Source organism: Pseudomonas sp. NFACC42-2 (genome assembly GCF_900116055.1).
Classification (GTDB): domain Bacteria; phylum Pseudomonadota; class Gammaproteobacteria; order Pseudomonadales; family Pseudomonadaceae; genus Aquipseudomonas; species Aquipseudomonas marginalis.
Map to the genome: position 1 here is coordinate 1 of NZ_FOZO01000022.1, position 15,435 is coordinate 15,435.

A 15,435-nucleotide genomic window follows, 5' to 3' on the forward strand; every position below is an offset into this window, starting at 1 on the left:
GAAAGGCCAGATTGCGGTGTGTGAAGACGCAATGAACCGAAAGTTCGAGATTTCACAAAACACCGACAGCTGTCACATACCCAATTTGCTGAAGCGAGGCCAGCTGGTCACGACTCAGTACCCGAATTTCTTGACGACCATAGAGCATTGGAACCACCTGATCCCATCCCGAACTCAGTAGTGAAACGATGCATCGCCGATGGTAGTGTGGGGTTTCCCCATGTGAGAGTAGGTCATCGTCAAGATTAAATTCCGAAACCCCATTTGCGAGAGCAGATGGGGTTTTGTTTTGCGCGCTCGAAAAGTGCGAAGAGGCGCCTCGGGAGGGGCTTCAGCACTAGAGTCCATGCCCATTAAAGGAAACAGGATCTCTGCTCGAAGCGCTAGCAGTACTTTGGGTGGGTCCAGGGGTAACCAATGGGCGTTTTAGCGTTCTCGCAAGGCCTGTGAGTGGGCCTGCTGGACTTTATGATGGGAGATTGAAGGGGAGTCGCGCTATCTCGCTCTCTGGGAGCTGTCGCGGCCTCAGGGCGCTTTTCTGCAGACGAAAAAAAAGACCTTGAAATTCAAGGTCTTTTTTTAAGATGGTGCCCCGAGGGAGACTCGAACTCCCACTCCTTTCGAAAACGGATTTTGAATCCGCCGCGTCTACCAATTCCGCCATCAGGGCTCAATGGCGGCGAAGTATAGAGATGAGATTACCGTTGGTCAATCACGTTTCATGGTCTATTTTCACTATTTCCGCTAGACTTCCCGGCCCTGCTAGACGAACCCCATCATGCGCGTTGCTGACTTTACTTTTGAACTCCCTGATTCGCTGATTGCTCGCCACCCTTTGGCCGAGCGTCGCGCCAGTCGACTGCTGACCCTGGACGGGGCCAGCGGCATCCTCGCACACCGTCAATTCACTGATTTGCTTGAGCATTTGCGTCCGGGCGATCTGATGGTGTTCAACAATACCCGGGTCATCCCGGCGCGCCTGTTTGGCCAGAAAGCATCCGGCGGCAAGCTGGAAATTCTGGTGGAGCGAGTGTTGGACAGCCATCGTGTGCTGGCCCATGTACGCTCCAGCAAGTCGCCGAAACCGGGTTCGAGCATCCTTATCGAGGGTGGCGGTGAAGCCGAGATGGTGGCGCGTCATGATGCGCTGTTCGAACTCCGGTTCGTCGAAGAGGTTTTACCGTTGCTGGACCGCGTCGGTCATATGCCATTGCCTCCTTATATCGACCGCCCCGACGAAGACTCGGACCGTGAGCGCTATCAAACGGTCTATTCCCAGCGCCTCGGTGCGGTTGCCGCGCCGACTGCCGGGCTGCATTTTGACCAGTTGCTGCTGGATGCGATTGCCGCCAAGGGCGTCGAGACAGCCTATGTGACCCTGCACGTGGGGGCCGGCACGTTTCAGCCGGTGCGTGTGGATAACATCGAAGACCACCATATGCACAGCGAATGGCTGGAAGTCAGCCAGGACGTCGTGGACGCGGTTAACGCTTGCAAGGCGCGCGGCGGGCGGGTGGTTGCGGTGGGCACCACCAGCGTGCGCTCCCTTGAGAGCGCGGCGCGTGATGGCGTGCTCAAACCGTTCAGTGGCGACACCGATATCTTTATTTACCCAGGCCGGCCGTTCCATGTGGTCGATTGCCTGGTGACCAACTTCCATTTGCCGGAATCCACGCTGTTGATGCTGGTGTCGGCCTTCGCGGGTTATCCCGAAACAATGGCGGCGTACAAAGCAGCCATCGACAATGGATACCGTTTTTTCAGCTACGGTGATGCGATGTTTATCACCCGTAATCCGGCGCCGCGCGGCCCAGAGGAACAACTATGAGTCGTATGTCGTTTGAATTGCTCGCCACCGACGGCAAGGCCCGTCGCGGTCGCCTGACGTTTCCGCGCGGTACGGTAGAGACCCCGGCATTCATGCCCGTGGGCACCTACGGCACCGTCAAAGGCATGCTGCCGCGTGACATCGTCGCCACCGGCGCCGAGATCATCCTCGGCAACACCTTCCACCTGTGGCTGCGCCCAGGCACTGAAGTGATCAAGAAGCATGGCGACCTGCATGATTTCATGAAGTGGCAAGGCCCGATCCTCACGGACTCGGGTGGTTTCCAGGTGTTCAGCCTGGGTGCCATGCGCAAGATCAAGGAGGAGGGCGTGACCTTCGCCTCTCCGGTGGACGGTTCCAAGGTCTTCATGGGGCCGGAAGAGTCCATGCAGGTGCAACGCGACCTGGGCTCGGACATCGTGATGATTTTCGACGAATGCACGCCGTACCCGGCCGATGAGGACGTTGCGCGGATTTCCATGGAGCTGTCCCTGCGTTGGGCCCAGCGTTCGAAGAATGCCCATGGCGACAACACCGCGGCACTGTTCGGTATCGTCCAGGGCGGCATGCATGAAAGCTTGCGCAAGCGCTCGCTGGAAGGCCTCGACAAGATCGGTTTTGACGGCCTGGCCATCGGCGGTCTGTCGGTGGGCGAACCCAAGCACGAGATGATCAAGGTACTGGACTACCTGCCAGGCCTGATGCCCGCTGACAAACCTCGTTACCTTATGGGCGTTGGCAAACCAGAAGATCTCGTAGAGGGTGTGCGCCGCGGTGTGGACATGTTCGATTGCGTGATGCCAACCCGTAATGCCCGCAATGGGCATCTGTTCATCGATACAGGCGTGCTCAAGATCCGTAACGCGTTCCATCGCCATGATGATTCGCCGCTGGATCCCACCTGTGATTGCTACACCTGCCAGAACTTCTCCCGTGCTTATCTGCACCATCTGGACAAATGCGGGGAAATGCTGGGTAGCATGTTGAATACCATCCACAATTTGCGTCACTACCAAGTCCTGATGGCTGGTTTGCGCGAGGCTATTCAACAGGGTACATTGGCCGCCTTCGTCGATGCCTTCTATGCCAAGCGCGGGCTCCCTGTGCCGCCCTTGGACTGAGTTTTCCGACCCTAAGATTCACTATTTGCAACTGGAGTGCTAAATGAGCTTTTTTATCTCTAACGCCATGGCTGACGCCGCTGCGCCTGCTGCTGCCGGCCCTATGGGCGGTGGTTTCGAGTGGATTTTCCTGGTCGGCTTCCTGGTCATCTTCTACCTGATGATCTGGCGTCCACAGGCCAAGCGTGCCAAAGAGCAGAAGAACCTGCTGGGCAGCCTGCAGAAAGGCGACGAAGTCGTGACCACCGGCGGTATCGCGGGCAAGATCACCAAGGTTTCCGATGCTTTCGTGGTTCTGGAAGTCTCCGACACCGTGGAGATGAAGTTCCAGAAGGGCGCCATCGCCGCCACGCTGCCAAAAGGCACGCTCAAAGCGATCTAAGTTCCAACCTTTACCAATCGACGGGGCGCGCAAGGCGCCCCGCGTTATAAGCGGGCGGCGTGATGCTGAACAAATACCCTCTGTGGAAATACGTACTGATCCTGGCGGTGCTGGCGATCGGTTTTATTTATTCCGCTCCCAATCTTTACCCTGATGACCCGGCGATCCAGATCACTGGCGCCAGCACTTCGCTGCAGGTCAACCAGGCTGACCTGGAACGCGCGAGCAAGGCACTGGCCGACGCGGGTATCCAGGTTAAAGCGGCAACATTGGCAGCTGGTGCGAAGGGCGGGTTGTTGCGCCTGACCAAGCAAGAAGACCAATTGCCGGCAAAAGATGTCGTACGCAAGGCCATGGGTGACGACTACGTCGTTGCCCTGAACCTGGCACAGACCACGCCACAGTGGTTGCGCAGCATTGGCGCGCACCCGATGAAGCTGGGTCTGGACTTGTCCGGCGGTGTGCACTTCCTGCTGGAAGTCGACATGGACAAAGCCCTCGACGCACGCCTGAAGGTCTATGAAGGCGACGTGAAAAGCCTGCTGCGTAAAGAGAAGCTGCGTTACCGCAGCCTGCCGCAGCTCAACGGTGCCATCCAGCTGGGCTTCTCTGACGAGGCCTCCCGTGAACAGGCCCGTGCGCTGATCCGCAAGAACTTCAACGATTTCGACATCGTACCGGCCGACCTGAATGGTCAGGCGGTGCTGCGTCTGGCGATGAGCCCGGCCAAAATCGCGGAAATCCGCGAATACTCCATCAAGCAGAACTTGACCACGGTACGTAACCGCGTCAACGAGCTGGGTGTGGCCGAGCCGATTGTTCAGCGTCAGGGCGCCAACCGCATCGTGGTTGAGCTGCCGGGCGTGCAGGACACCGCTGAAGCCAAGCGTATCCTGGGTAAAACCGCCAACCTGGAGTTCCGTCTTGCGGCTGAGCCGGGGGCTTCCCGTGCAACTTCCGAAGAGTTCGAGTTCCGTGAAGGCAACCGTCCTCCGGCGCTGATCGAGCGTGGCTTGATCATCACCGGTGACCAGGTGACCGACGCCAAAGCCGGTTTTGGCGAGCACGGTACCCCTGAAGTGAACATCCGCCTGGATGGCCACGGCGGCGAACTGATGAGCCGCGCCACGCGCAGCAACGTGGGTCGCAGCATGGCGGTGATCTTCATCGAGCAGCGCCCGGTGACCACCTACACCAAGCAAATGGTCAACGGCGTCGAGAAAGACGTACCGGTGCAGACCTTCAAGGAAGAGAAGAAGATCATCAGCCTGGCGACCATCCAGTCGCCGCTGGGTGCTCAGTTCCGCATCACCGGCCTGAACGGCCAGGGCGAATCCTCGGAGCTGGCCCTGTTGCTGCGTGCCGGTGGCCTGGCTGCGCCGATGTACTTCGCTGAAGAACGTACCATTGGCCCGAGCCTGGGTGCCGACAACATCACCAAGGGTATCGACGCGGCCTTGTGGGGCATGCTGTTCGTGTCGCTGTTCATCATCGCCATCTACCGCTTCTTCGGCATCATTGCCACCGTGGCCCTGGCGGGCAACATGGTGATGCTGCTGGCCCTGATGTCGCTGCTGGGCGCTACGCTGACCTTGCCAGGTATCGCCGGTATCGTACTCACCATGGGTATGGCGGTAGACGCCAACGTGCTGATCTTCTCGCGGATTCGTGAAGAGATCGCCGCCGGCATGACCGTACAGCGTGCAATCAACGAAGGCTTCGGCCGGGCATTTACCGCGATCCTCGACTCCAACCTGACCACATTACTGGTCGGCGGGATTCTCTTTGCCATGGGCACCGGCCCGGTCAAAGGTTTTGCGGTAACCATGTCCCTCGGTATCTTTACCTCGATGTTCACGGCCATCATGGTGACCCGCGCAATGGTCAACCTGATCTTTGGCGGGCGTGACTTCAAGAAGTTGTGGATTTAAGGGGCTGCCATGTTACGTACAATCAACTTCATGGGCGTTCGCAACATTGCGTTCGGCGTCACCGTGCTCCTTACCGTTCTGGCGTTGTTCAGCTGGTTCCATAAGGGCCTGAACTACGGTCTGGACTTCACCGGCGGTACGCTCATCGAGCTGACCTACGAGAAGCCTGCCGACGTCACCCTGGTGCGCAGTGAGCTGGTCAAGGCCGGCTATCACGAAGCCATCGTGCAGAGCTTCGGTGCGACCACCGACCTGCTGGTGCGCATGCCTGGCGAAGACCCGCAACTGGGTCACCAGGTAGCCGAGGCCTTGCAGAAGGTGGGTGGCGACAACCCGGCGTCGGTCAAGCGCGTCGAGTTTGTGGGCCCGCAAGTGGGTGAAGAGCTGCGCGACCAGGGCGGTCTCGGCATGCTGATGGCGCTGGTCGGCATCATGATCTACCTGGCTTTCCGCTTTCAGTGGAAGTTCGGTGTCGGCGCCATTGTGTCGCTGATCCACGACGTGATCGTGACCGTGGGTATCCTGGCGTACTTCCAGATCACCTTCGACCTGACCGTGCTGGCGGCCGTGCTGGCGATCATTGGTTACTCCCTCAACGACACCATCGTGGTATTCGACCGGGTTCGCGAGAACTTCCGCGTACTGCGCAAGGCGTCTCTGATCGAGAACATCAACATCTCCACCACCCAGACCCTGCTGCGGACCATGGCGACGTCGATCTCCACCTTGCTGGCGATCGCGGCACTGATGATCTTCGGCGGCGACAACCTGTGGGGCTTCTCCCTGGCGCTGTTCATCGGCGTCCTGGCGGGCACCTACTCGTCGATCTACATCGCCAACGTGGTGCTGATCTGGCTGAACCTCAACAGCGAAGACCTGATCCCTCCTGCCGCCACTGGCAAGGAGGTCGACGATCGTCCTTGATGGGCGCTTGTTGATCTGCTGTTACAAAAAGGGCACGAGTATTGAACTCGTGCCTTTTTTTTTGCTCCAAGGCTGGGTATAGCGCGGATCTTTCGGTCCGTTTGTGATGGTCAGGAGGTTCAACGTGAACAAGTCGTTACTGGTTGGTGCGGTATTGGGTGCTGTCGGTGTAACTGCCGGGGGTGCTGTTGCCACCTACAGCCTGGTAAAAAGCGGCCCTGAGTATGCGCAAGTGCTGGCGGTGCAGCCGGTGAAAACCCAGATTAAAACACCTCGCGAAGTCTGCAAGGACGTCGCAGTGACCCGGCAGAAGCCGGTGCAGGATCAACATCAGATCGTCGGTACGGTGGTTGGTGCGCTGGCCGGTGGCCTGTTGGGTAACCAGGTCGGTGGCGGTAACGGCAAGAAGCTGGCCACTGTGGCCGGTGCGGTCGGTGGTGGTTACGCCGGTAACAAGGTTCAGGAAGGCATGCAGAACCGCGATACCTATACCACCACCCAGACTCGCTGTAACACCGTCAACGACATCAGCGACAAGGTCGTCGGCTATGACGTGCGTTACACCTTGGATGGCAAGGAAGGTTCGGTGCGCATGGATCGTGATCCGGGCGGCCAGATTCCAGTCGACAAGGAAGGACGTCTCGTCCTGGGCCAGAACCAGCAGTAAGTCTTCTCCTGTATTTGATTTGTGGTGGTGTTGGTATTTAAGCTCACACCAAACAAATCCCAGGCATAAAAAAAGCACCCCGCAGGGTGCTTTTTTTTGCTCGCTCGCTTAGCGCTTCAGCGAAGCCGGCAGGTGGGGCTGGATCGCCGTCAGTACTGCCTTGAAGCATTTGGTGTTGCCGGCAACGACGTGGCCTTTTTCCAGGAAGTCATGGCCGCCGGTGAAGTCGCTCACCAGGCCGCCGGCCTCTTGGATCAACAGGGCGCCTGCAGCCATGTCCCACTCGGACAGGCCCGACTCCCAGAACGCATCAAAACGACCGGCAGCCACATAGGCCAGGTCCAGGCTGGCCGCGCCAGCGCGACGGATGCCGGCAGTCTGGCCAACCAGGGCGCGGAACATGCCCAGGTAGTTTTCCAGGTTGTCCATCTGGTCGTCACGGAACGGGAAGCCGGTACCCAGCAGGGCGCCATCCAGGCTGGTGCGACCGCTGACGCGCAGGCGACGACCGTTCAGCTGGGCGCCACGGCCGCGGCTGGCGGTGAATTCTTCCTGGCGAACAGGATCGAGTACTACAGCGTGTTCCAGGCGGCCACGGTATTTGCAGGCAATGCTGACGGCAAAGTGGGGGATGCCGCGCAGGAAGTTGGTGGTGCCATCCAGTGGGTCGATGATCCAGAGGTAGTCTTCGCCTTCGCCGCTGCCTTTGTGCAGGCCGGTTTCCTCGCCGAGGATGCCATGGGTAGGGTAGGCCTTGCGCAGCGCGTCGATGATCTTCTGTTCAGCGGCGCGATCCACCTCGGACACATAATCCTTGGCGTCTTTTTCGTCGACCTTGATGGTATCCAGGCGCTCGATGGAGCGGAAGATCAATTCACTGGCGCTGCGGGCGGCGCGCAGCGCGATATTCAGCATGGGCTGCATGGATGTGTCACCTAAGGTTGTTAAAGAAAGCCGAGCATTCTAGCAGAAACTTTCTTCAGGTGAAGGACGACGTTAGCTTTCATGGCATAACCTTAGGCTGTTCTGTAAGATTTGCTCCCCTTTCCCGTGTCCGAGAGCGCCTACCTTGCTGCAAAACATTCGTGTCGTCTTGGTCAATACCAGTCATCCCGGCAATATCGGCGGGGTGGCGCGAGCCATGAAAAACATGGGGCTGACGCGCCTGATGCTGGTCGAGCCGCGCGTGTTCCCGCACCACGAGGCCGATGCCCGCGCATCCGGCGCCAATGACATCCTGGAAAAAGCCCAGGTGGTCGCCACTCTGGAAGACGCCTTGGTCGGCTGCAACCTGGTGCTTGGCACCAGCGCCCGTGACCGCCGCATCCCCTGGCCGCTGCTGGATCCGCGTGAGTGCGGTACCAAGGTAGTGGAAGAGGCGGCCGGCGGTGCTGAAATCGCCCTGGTATTCGGCCGTGAAGACTCCGGCCTCACCAATGAAGAGCTGCAACGATGTCATTATCACGTGCACATTCCATCAGACCCTGGGTTCAGTTCGCTGAACCTCGGGGCAGCGGTGCAGGTGTTGAGTTACGAAGTGCGCATGGCCTGGCTGGTCGCTGAAGGCCAGCCGAGCAAGGTAGAGAAGGATGAAGTGGCGTCGACCAAGAGTGGCGAACTGGCCACCATGGACGAGTTGGAGCGGTTCTATGAGCACCTGGAGCAAACCCTGGTGGCCATCGAATTCCTCGATCCGGAAAAGCCTCGGCACTTGATGGCGCGCCTGCGCCGCCTGTACGGGCGCAGCTCGGTCAGTCGAGCGGAAATGAATATATTGCGTGGCATCCTCACGGAAACCCAGAAAGCGGCCCGTGGCGAGCTTCTTAAGCGGAAGGATTAAAAATGTTCGAGCGTTTGCGAGAAGATATCCAGAGTGTTTTCCACCGTGATCCGGCGGCGCGCAACGCCTTTGAAGTGCTGACCTGCTACCCGGGCATGCACGCGATCTGGATTCATCGGCTGTCCGGTGCCTTGTGGAATATGGGCTGGAAATGGCTGGCGCGGCTGGTGTCGAACTTCGGCCGCTGGTTGACCGGGATCGAGATTCATCCGGGTGCCAAGGTGGGGCGTCGCTTCTTTATCGATCACGGTATGGGCATCGTCATTGGTGAGACTGCCGAGATTGGTGATGACGTGACCCTCTACCAGGGCGTGACATTGGGCGGCACCAGCTGGAACAAGGGTAAGCGCCACCCGACGCTGGAGGATGGCGTGGTGGTGGGCGCGGGTGCCAAGGTGCTTGGTCCGTTCACCGTAGGGGCTGGTGCCAAGGTCGGCTCCAACGCCGTGGTGACCAAGGCGGTGCCGGCCGGTGCCACAGTGGTGGGGATTCCGGGGCGGATCATCGTCAAGCCGGAAGTGGGCGATGAGCAGGAGGCCAAGCGCAAGGCCATGGCCGAGAAAATCGGTTTCGATGCCTACGGTGTCAGCGAAGACATGCCCGACCCTGTCGCGCGCGCCATCGGCCAGTTGCTTGACCACCTGCAAGCGGTGGACGGCAAGCTGGACGGTATGTGCGGCGCGCTGAAGGAGTTGGGCAGCAGCTACTGTGCAAAAGACCTGCCTGAGCTGCGCGAAGAGGACTTTGCCGAGATCAAGAGTGAGCCCGCCACCAAAGCTGGCTGAGATCTCAAATTTGCTGCTAGGCCCATGTGGGAGAGGGCTTGCCCCCGATGGCCATCTGTCAGTCACCCAATATATTGACTGATCCACCGCTATCGGGGGCAGGCCCCCTCCCACATTTGATCTCCATTGGTCTCGATATCGAGCCATCACCTCGCTGCCGCTGTTCGTCCCCGCCCCATCCTGCTATGATTCGCGCGCCCTTTTTACGGGTAATCCTGACTAAAGTACTAGGTCTTATAGTTGACTTAAATACTCGGGAATCGCATACTTGCTCCCATTCTGAAACACCTTGGTACTTGTCCATGAGACTGACTACAAAAGGCCGATACGCGGTGACCGCCATGCTTGACTTGGCCCTGCACGCGCAAACTGGGCCGGTGTCCCTGGCCGATATCTCCGAGCGCCAAGGCATTTCCCTGTCCTACCTTGAACAGCTGTTCGCCAAGTTGCGCCGTAGCAATCTGGTCTCCAGTGTGCGTGGGCCGGGCGGCGGCTATCAGCTGTCCCGCGACATGCAGGGCATCCAGGTGGCCCAGGTGATCGACGCAGTCAACGAATCCGTCGACGCCACCAAGTGCCAGGGCCTGGGTGACTGCCACGCCGGCGACACCTGCCTGACGCACCACTTGTGGTGTGACTTGAGCCTGCAGATCCATGAGTTTTTGAGTGGTATCAGCTTGGCTGATCTTGTGACTCGCCGTGAGGTGCAAGAAGTAGCCCAGCGTCAGGACCAGCGCCGTTGCAACACCAAGGCGCCGCGTCTGGACAAGATCGAAGCGTCCGCCGTCGAGTGACAGCCGAAGAGCTAACGGCACGCCAGCCAGCCTGATTTAGGAGAAAGTCCATGAAATTGCCGATTTACCTTGATTACTCAGCGACCACCCCGGTTGATCCGCGTGTCGCGCAAAAGATGAGCGAGTGCCTGCTGGTCGACGGAAACTTCGGCAACCCGGCCTCCCGTTCCCACGTTTTCGGCTGGAAAGCCGAGGAAGCGGTCGAGAACGCTCGTCGCCAGGTTGCTGACCTGGTTGGCGCAGATCCGCGTGAAATCGTCTGGACCTCCGGTGCCACCGAGTCCGACAACCTGGCTATCAAGGGCGCGGCGCATTTCTACGCGACCAAAGGCAAGCACCTCATCACCACCAAGATTGAGCACAAGGCTGTCCTCGACACCATGCGCCAACTGGAGCGTGAAGGTTTCGAGGTCACTTACCTCGAGCCAACCACCGACGGTATCGTCACCCCGGCGATGATCGAAGCCGCGCTGCGTGAAGACACCATCCTGGTTTCCGTGATCCACGTGAACAACGAAATCGGCACCATCAACGACATCGCGGCCATCGGCGAGCTGACTCGCTCCAAAGGCATCCTGCTGCACGTCGACGCCGCTCAGTCCACCGGCAAGGTCGATATCGATCTGTCCAAGCTGAAAGTCGACCTGATGTCGTTCTCGGCCCACAAGACCTACGGCCCCAAAGGCATCGGCGCCCTGTACGTGAGCCGCAAGCCACGTGTGCGCATCGAAGCCACCATGCACGGCGGCGGTCACGAGCGGGGCATGCGTTCGGGCACCTTGGCGACCCACCAGATCGTCGGCATGGGCGAAGCCTTCCGCGTCGCCAAGGAAGACATGGCTGCCGAAAACGTACGTATCAAGGCCCTGAGCGATCGCTTCTACAAGCAGGTCGAGAATCTTGAAGAGCTGTACATCAACGGCAGCATGACTGCCCGTGTACCGCACAACCTGAATTTGAGCTTCAACTATGTCGAGGGCGAGTCGCTGATCATGGCGCTCAAGGACCTGGCGGTTTCGTCCGGTTCGGCCTGCACCTCGGCTTCGCTTGAGCCTTCGTACGTATTGCGCGCCCTGGGCCGCAACGACGAACTGGCACACAGCTCGATCCGCTTTACGTTCGGCCGCTTCACCACCGAAGAGCAAGTCGACTACGCCGCGCAGAAGGTCTGCGAAGCCGTCAACAAGCTGCGTGTCCTGTCGCCACTGTGGGACATGTACAAAGACGGTGTCGATATTTCCAAGATCGAGTGGGCGGCACACTAACTATAGAAGCCGCCACCCCAGCTCTGTAGGAACGTGGCGGAAAACGCAGGCGTTTCTACAGGGTTCCAGAGCGGCCCTGATGAGTGAGGATTCAGTACCATGGCTTACAGCGAAAAGGTCATCGACCACTACGAAAACCCGCGCAACGTCGGCAAGATGAACGCGGAAGATCCTGATGTCGGCACCGGCATGGTCGGCGCTCCGGCGTGCGGCGATGTGATGCGCCTGCAGATCAAGGTCAACGACGCCGGCGTTATCGAAGACGCCAAGTTCAAGACTTACGGTTGCGGTTCGGCCATCGCCTCCAGCTCCCTGGCGACCGAATGGATGAAAGGCAAGACCCTGGATGAGGCTGTGACTATCAGCAATACCCAGCTGGCCGAAGAACTGGCCCTGCCGCCAGTGAAAATCCACTGCTCCGTGCTCGCTGAAGACGCCATCAAGGCGGCCGTTCGCGACTATAAGCAGAAGAAAGGCTTGATCTAAGCATTTGGCGACGAGTAAGGAGTCAACGATGGCTATCAGCATGACAGAAGCGGCTGCACAGCACATTCGCCGCTCCCTGAATGGGCGCGGTAAAGGTGAGGGGATTCGTCTGGGTGTTCGCACCACAGGCTGCTCTGGCCTTGCCTACGTGCTGGAGTTTGTCGACGAGGTGGTTGCGGAAGATCAGGTGTTCGAAAGTCACGGCGAGAAAGTGATCATCGACCCTAAAAGCCTGACCTACCTGGACGGCACCGAGCTCGATTTCGTCAAGGAAGGGTTGAACGAAGGCTTCAAGTTCAACAACCCCAACGTACGCGGTGAATGTGGCTGCGGCGAAAGCTTCAACATCTGAGGCTATTCGTGGGTACTCCTTGTCATTTCGCTTTATTCGAGCTGCAGCCGAGTTTTCGGCTGGACCTCGAGCAGCTTGCCACGCGTTACCGAGAATTGGCGCGTGGGGTGCATCCGGACCGCTTTGCTGATGCTTCGGAGCGTGAGCAACGCTTGGCGTTAGAGCAATCGGCCAGCCTCAACGAAGCCTATCAGACGCTCAAAAGCCCTCCTAAACGCGCGCGTTACCTGCTCGCGATGAACGGTGGCGAGTTGCCGCTGGAAGTGACCGTGCACGACCCGGACTTCCTGATGCAGCAGATGCAATGGCGTGAAGAACTCGAAGACCTGCAGGACGAAGCCGATGTGGCGGGTGTCGCGGTCTTCAAGCGTCGTCTGAAAGTTGCCCAGGATGAGCTCAACGAAAGCTTCGCAGCCTGTTGGGATGATGCAGCGCAACGTGAACAGGCCGAGCGCCTGATGCGGCGCATGCAGTTCCTCGACAAGCTCACCTACGAAGTGCGCCAGCTGGAAGAGCGCCTCGACGATTAACCCAGTGTGCTGCCCGTGATGCGCGCCTGATAGACAGATAAGACCTGATTACCATGGCTCTACTGCAAATCGCCGAACCCGGCCAAAGCCCTCAACCGCACCAGCGTCGCCTGGCGGTGGGGATTGACCTGGGTACCACCAATTCCCTGGTTGCTGCCTTGCGCAGCGGCCTGTCCGAGCCGCTGCCCGACGCTGACGGCCAGGTGATCCTGCCGTCCGCCGTGCGTTATCACGCTGATCGCACCGAAGTCGGTGAGTCAGCCAGGTTGGCGGCGTCTACCGATCCTTTGAACACCGTGCTGTCGGTCAAGCGCTTGATGGGTCGTGGCCTGTCCGACGTCAAGCAATTGGGCGACCAACTGCCGTACCGCTTTATCGGTGGTGAATCCCATATGCCGTTCATCGACACCGTCCAGGGCCCGAAAAGCCCGGTGGAAGTGTCGGCGGATATCCTCAAGGTGCTGCGCCAGCGCGCGGAAACCACGCTGGGTGGCGAACTGGTCGGTGCGGTGATCACCGTCCCGGCGTATTTCGATGATGCACAGCGCCAGGCCACCAAGGACGCGGCGAAACTCGCCGGCCTGAACGTGTTGCGCCTGCTCAACGAGCCGACTGCTGCGGCCGTGGCCTATGGCCTGGACCAGCATGCCGAAGGCCTGGTCGCTATTTACGACCTGGGTGGTGGCACTTTTGATATTTCGATCCTGCGCCTGACTGGCGGCGTGTTCGAAGTACTGGCTACCGGTGGTGATACAGCCCTGGGTGGCGATGACTTCGACCACGCCATCGCGGGTTGGATCATCAGCAGCGCCGGCTTGTCCGCTGACCTGGATCCGGGCGAGCAGCGTAACTTGCTGCAAACGGCCTGTGCCGCCAAGGAGGCGCTGACTGACGCTGTTTCTGTTGACGTTTCCTACGGTAGTTGGTGCGCCAAGCTGACTCGCGAAGCCTTTGATTCGCTGATCGAACCGATGATCGCCCGCAGCCTGAAAGCCTGCCGTCGTGCCGTGCGTGACTCCGGTATCGAATTGGAAGACGTCGGTGCCGTGGTCATGGTCGGCGGTTCAACCCGTGTGCCGCGGGTTCGCGAAGCCGTTGCCGAAGCCTTTGGTCGCCAGCCGCTGACGGAAATCGACCCGGACCAGGTGGTCGCCATCGGCGCCGCCATCCAGGCCGATACCCTGGCCGGTAACAAGCGTGATGGCGGCGAATTGCTGTTGCTCGACGTCATCCCGCTGTCCCTGGGGCTGGAAACCATGGGTGGCCTGATGGAGAAGGTGATTCCGCGCAACACCACCATCCCCGTCGCGCGCGCCCAGGACTTCACCACCTACAAAGATGGCCAGACGGCCATGATGATTCATGTGCTGCAAGGTGAGCGCGAGCTGATCAGCGACTGCCGCTCCCTGGCCCGCTTTGAATTGCGCGGCATCCCGGCCATGGTCGCGGGTGCGGCGAAGATTCGCGTGACCTTCCAGGTCGACGCCGACGGCTTGCTCAGCGTCGCCGCGCGCGAACTGGCGTCCGGCGTTGAGGCCAGCATCCAGGTCAAGCCGTCCTACGGCCTGACTGACGGTGAAATCGCCAAGATGCTCAAGGATTCGTTCCAATACGCCGGCGACGACAAGGTCGCGCGCGTACTGCGCGAGCAACAAGTGGATGCCCAGCGCCTGCTCGAAGCGGTGCAGGGCGCCCTGGATGCCGACGGCGAGCGCCTGCTGGATGCCGAAGAGCGCATGGTCATCGACCTGCAGATGCAGGAACTGGCCGAACTGATGAAAGGCAACGATGGTTACGCCATCGAGCAACAGACCAAGCGCTTGTCGCAGGTCACTGACGCCTTTGCCGCCCGCCGCATGGATCAGACGGTGAAAGCCGCACTGGCCGGGCGCAACCTGAATGAAATCGAGGAATAATTAATGCCGCAGGTCATTTTTCTGCCACACGCCGAGCATTGCCCGGACGGTATGGTTGTTGAGGCTGAGACCGGCAAGTCCATCCTCGAAGTTGCCCATGACAACCACATCGAGATCGAAAGTGCCTGTGGTGGTGTGTGTGCCTGCACCACTTGCCACTGCATCATTCGCGAAGGCTTCAATACCCTGGAAGAGGCCGATGAGTTGGAAGAGGATTTTCTTGACCGCGCCTGGGGCCTGGAAGCCACTTCTCGCCTAAGCTGTCAGGCCAGGGTCGGGACTGAAGACATCACCGTCGAAATTCCGAAATATTCGCTCAACCATGCGGCCGAAGCGCCGCACTGATTCAAGGAAGTGTCATGAGTCTTAAATGGGTTGATGTGCAAGAGATCGCTATCCTGTTGGCCGACGGCAACCCGGATATGGATCCCTATTCCCTGAATTTTGTTGCTTTGCGTGACATGGTCATGGCCTTGCCAGGCTTTGATGATGAGCGCGATCGCGGTGGCGAAAAGGTCCTGGAAGCTATCCAGACGGCCTGGAAAGAAGAACAGGACTGACGCCTCCCTTACGCAGTTAGGCAATACCCAAGAACCCGCGTATAATTCGCGGGT

At 59.3% G+C, this 15,435-nt stretch carries 17 protein-coding genes, 1 tRNA gene and 1 rRNA gene; 17 read left to right on the plus strand and 2 right to left on the minus strand.

All coding sequences use genetic code 11. The annotated features are described in order from the left end of the window. Positions 1-129 precede the first annotated feature (129 nt). A 5S ribosomal RNA gene (gene rrf / locus BM416_RS25820) occupies positions 130-245 on the plus strand. Between the two features lie 340 nt (positions 246-585). Here rrf and BM416_RS25825 read toward each other — a convergent pair. Further along, positions 586-670: transfer RNA gene (locus BM416_RS25825), tRNA-Leu, on the minus strand. Positions 671-778: 108 nt separating this feature from the next. Between BM416_RS25825 and queA the strand changes: the two genes are divergently transcribed. From queA to BM416_RS25855, 6 genes are all read left to right on the plus strand, one after another. After that, a complete protein-coding gene (queA, locus tag BM416_RS25830; protein ID WP_092489902.1) occupies positions 779-1,828 on the plus strand; it encodes a tRNA preQ1(34) S-adenosylmethionine ribosyltransferase-isomerase QueA in 1,050 nt (349 codons plus the stop codon). A 5-nt stretch (positions 1,829-1,833) separates the two neighbouring features. Then, complete coding sequence (gene tgt, locus BM416_RS25835; protein WP_003175976.1) at positions 1,834-2,949, plus strand: tRNA guanosine(34) transglycosylase Tgt; 1,116 nt, start codon at positions 1,834-1,836, stop codon at positions 2,947-2,949. Positions 2,950-2,992: 43 nt separating this feature from the next. Further along, positions 2,993-3,331 (plus strand): preprotein translocase subunit YajC, encoded by a 339-nt coding sequence (yajC, locus tag BM416_RS25840; protein WP_003175975.1) that lies wholly within the window; start codon positions 2,993-2,995, stop codon positions 3,329-3,331. Between the two features lie 62 nt (positions 3,332-3,393). Beyond that, positions 3,394-5,262: a protein translocase subunit SecD gene (gene secD, locus BM416_RS25845; RefSeq protein WP_027605408.1), complete on the plus strand. Its 1,869-nt coding sequence runs from the start codon at positions 3,394-3,396 to the stop codon at positions 5,260-5,262. Between the two features lie 9 nt (positions 5,263-5,271). Then, positions 5,272-6,186, plus strand: coding sequence for a protein translocase subunit SecF (gene secF, locus BM416_RS25850; RefSeq protein WP_027605409.1), 915 nt, complete (start codon positions 5,272-5,274; stop codon positions 6,184-6,186). A gap of 124 nt (positions 6,187-6,310) precedes the next feature. Beyond that, positions 6,311-6,853 carry a glycine zipper 2TM domain-containing protein gene (locus tag BM416_RS25855; protein ID WP_015885750.1) on the plus strand — a complete coding sequence of 181 codons (543 nt, stop codon included), beginning with the start codon at positions 6,311-6,313 and terminating at the stop codon, positions 6,851-6,853. A 108-nt stretch (positions 6,854-6,961) separates the two neighbouring features. On the opposite strand, the gene suhB is transcribed toward BM416_RS25855, so the two are convergent. Continuing rightward, entirely contained in the window at positions 6,962-7,777 is an 816-nt protein-coding gene (gene suhB, locus BM416_RS25860; protein WP_003175971.1) for a type III secretion system regulator SuhB, read from the minus strand. A 145-nt stretch (positions 7,778-7,922) separates the two neighbouring features. Here suhB and trmJ point away from each other — a divergent pair, with 145 nt between their 5' ends. The 10 genes from trmJ to iscX all read left to right on the plus strand — a co-directional run bounded on the left by trmJ (position 7,923) and on the right by iscX (position 15,381). Continuing rightward, a complete protein-coding gene (trmJ, locus tag BM416_RS25865) occupies positions 7,923-8,693 on the plus strand; it encodes a tRNA (cytosine(32)/uridine(32)-2'-O)-methyltransferase TrmJ (protein ID WP_092489903.1) in 771 nt (256 codons plus the stop codon). Between the two features lie 2 nt (positions 8,694-8,695). Beyond that, the gene (cysE, locus tag BM416_RS25870; protein ID WP_065924871.1) at positions 8,696-9,478 is read left to right on the plus strand and encodes a serine O-acetyltransferase; all 783 of its coding nucleotides are present in this window, start codon (positions 8,696-8,698) and stop codon (positions 9,476-9,478) included. A gap of 302 nt (positions 9,479-9,780) precedes the next feature. Further along, complete coding sequence (iscR, locus tag BM416_RS25875; RefSeq protein WP_003194020.1) at positions 9,781-10,272, plus strand: Fe-S cluster assembly transcriptional regulator IscR; 492 nt, start codon at positions 9,781-9,783, stop codon at positions 10,270-10,272. A 50-nt stretch (positions 10,273-10,322) separates the two neighbouring features. Beyond that, positions 10,323-11,537, plus strand: a complete 1,215-nt coding sequence (locus tag BM416_RS25880) for an IscS subfamily cysteine desulfurase (protein ID WP_017530022.1) — start codon at positions 10,323-10,325, stop codon at positions 11,535-11,537. 99 nt (positions 11,538-11,636) lie between these two features. Next, complete coding sequence (gene iscU, locus BM416_RS25885) at positions 11,637-12,023, plus strand: Fe-S cluster assembly scaffold IscU (protein ID WP_003175965.1); 387 nt, start codon at positions 11,637-11,639, stop codon at positions 12,021-12,023. A gap of 28 nt (positions 12,024-12,051) precedes the next feature. Then, positions 12,052-12,375 carry an iron-sulfur cluster assembly protein IscA gene (iscA, locus tag BM416_RS25890; RefSeq protein ID WP_003175963.1) on the plus strand — a complete coding sequence of 108 codons (324 nt, stop codon included), beginning with the start codon at positions 12,052-12,054 and terminating at the stop codon, positions 12,373-12,375. Between the two features lie 8 nt (positions 12,376-12,383). Continuing rightward, a complete protein-coding gene (gene hscB / locus BM416_RS25895) occupies positions 12,384-12,905 on the plus strand; it encodes a co-chaperone HscB (protein ID WP_027605413.1) in 522 nt (173 codons plus the stop codon). Between the two features lie 53 nt (positions 12,906-12,958). Next, entirely contained in the window at positions 12,959-14,821 is a 1,863-nt protein-coding gene (gene hscA, locus BM416_RS25900; RefSeq protein ID WP_092489904.1) for a Fe-S protein assembly chaperone HscA, read from the plus strand. Positions 14,822-14,824: 3 nt separating this feature from the next. Continuing rightward, on the plus strand, positions 14,825-15,166 hold the full coding sequence (fdx, locus tag BM416_RS25905; protein ID WP_092489905.1) for an ISC system 2Fe-2S type ferredoxin: 342 nt from the start codon (positions 14,825-14,827) through the stop codon (positions 15,164-15,166). Between the two features lie 14 nt (positions 15,167-15,180). After that, positions 15,181-15,381 (plus strand): Fe-S cluster assembly protein IscX, encoded by a 201-nt coding sequence (iscX, locus tag BM416_RS25910; RefSeq protein WP_017846180.1) that lies wholly within the window; start codon positions 15,181-15,183, stop codon positions 15,379-15,381. Positions 15,382-15,435: the final 54 nt, after the last annotated feature.

Coding starts and splice junctions, on each gene's coding strand:
- queA (WP_092489902.1), top strand. CDS start 779: ATGCGCGTTGCTGACTTTACTTTTGAACTCCCTGATTCGCTGATTGCT.
- tgt (WP_003175976.1), top strand. CDS start 1,834: ATGTCGTTTGAATTGCTCGCCACCGACGGCAAGGCCCGTCGCGGTCGC.
- yajC (WP_003175975.1), top strand. CDS start 2,993: ATGAGCTTTTTTATCTCTAACGCCATGGCTGACGCCGCTGCGCCTGCT.
- secD (WP_027605408.1), top strand. CDS start 3,394: ATGCTGAACAAATACCCTCTGTGGAAATACGTACTGATCCTGGCGGTG.
- secF (WP_027605409.1), top strand. CDS start 5,272: ATGTTACGTACAATCAACTTCATGGGCGTTCGCAACATTGCGTTCGGC.
- suhB (WP_003175971.1), bottom strand. CDS start 7,777: ATGCAGCCCATGCTGAATATCGCGCTGCGCGCCGCCCGCAGCGCCAGT.
- cysE (WP_065924871.1), top strand. CDS start 8,696: ATGTTCGAGCGTTTGCGAGAAGATATCCAGAGTGTTTTCCACCGTGAT.
- iscR (WP_003194020.1), top strand. CDS start 9,781: ATGAGACTGACTACAAAAGGCCGATACGCGGTGACCGCCATGCTTGAC.
- BM416_RS25880 (WP_017530022.1), top strand. CDS start 10,323: ATGAAATTGCCGATTTACCTTGATTACTCAGCGACCACCCCGGTTGAT.
- iscU (WP_003175965.1), top strand. CDS start 11,637: ATGGCTTACAGCGAAAAGGTCATCGACCACTACGAAAACCCGCGCAAC.
- iscA (WP_003175963.1), top strand. CDS start 12,052: ATGGCTATCAGCATGACAGAAGCGGCTGCACAGCACATTCGCCGCTCC.
- hscA (WP_092489904.1), top strand. CDS start 12,959: ATGGCTCTACTGCAAATCGCCGAACCCGGCCAAAGCCCTCAACCGCAC.
- fdx (WP_092489905.1), top strand. CDS start 14,825: ATGCCGCAGGTCATTTTTCTGCCACACGCCGAGCATTGCCCGGACGGT.
- iscX (WP_017846180.1), top strand. CDS start 15,181: ATGAGTCTTAAATGGGTTGATGTGCAAGAGATCGCTATCCTGTTGGCC.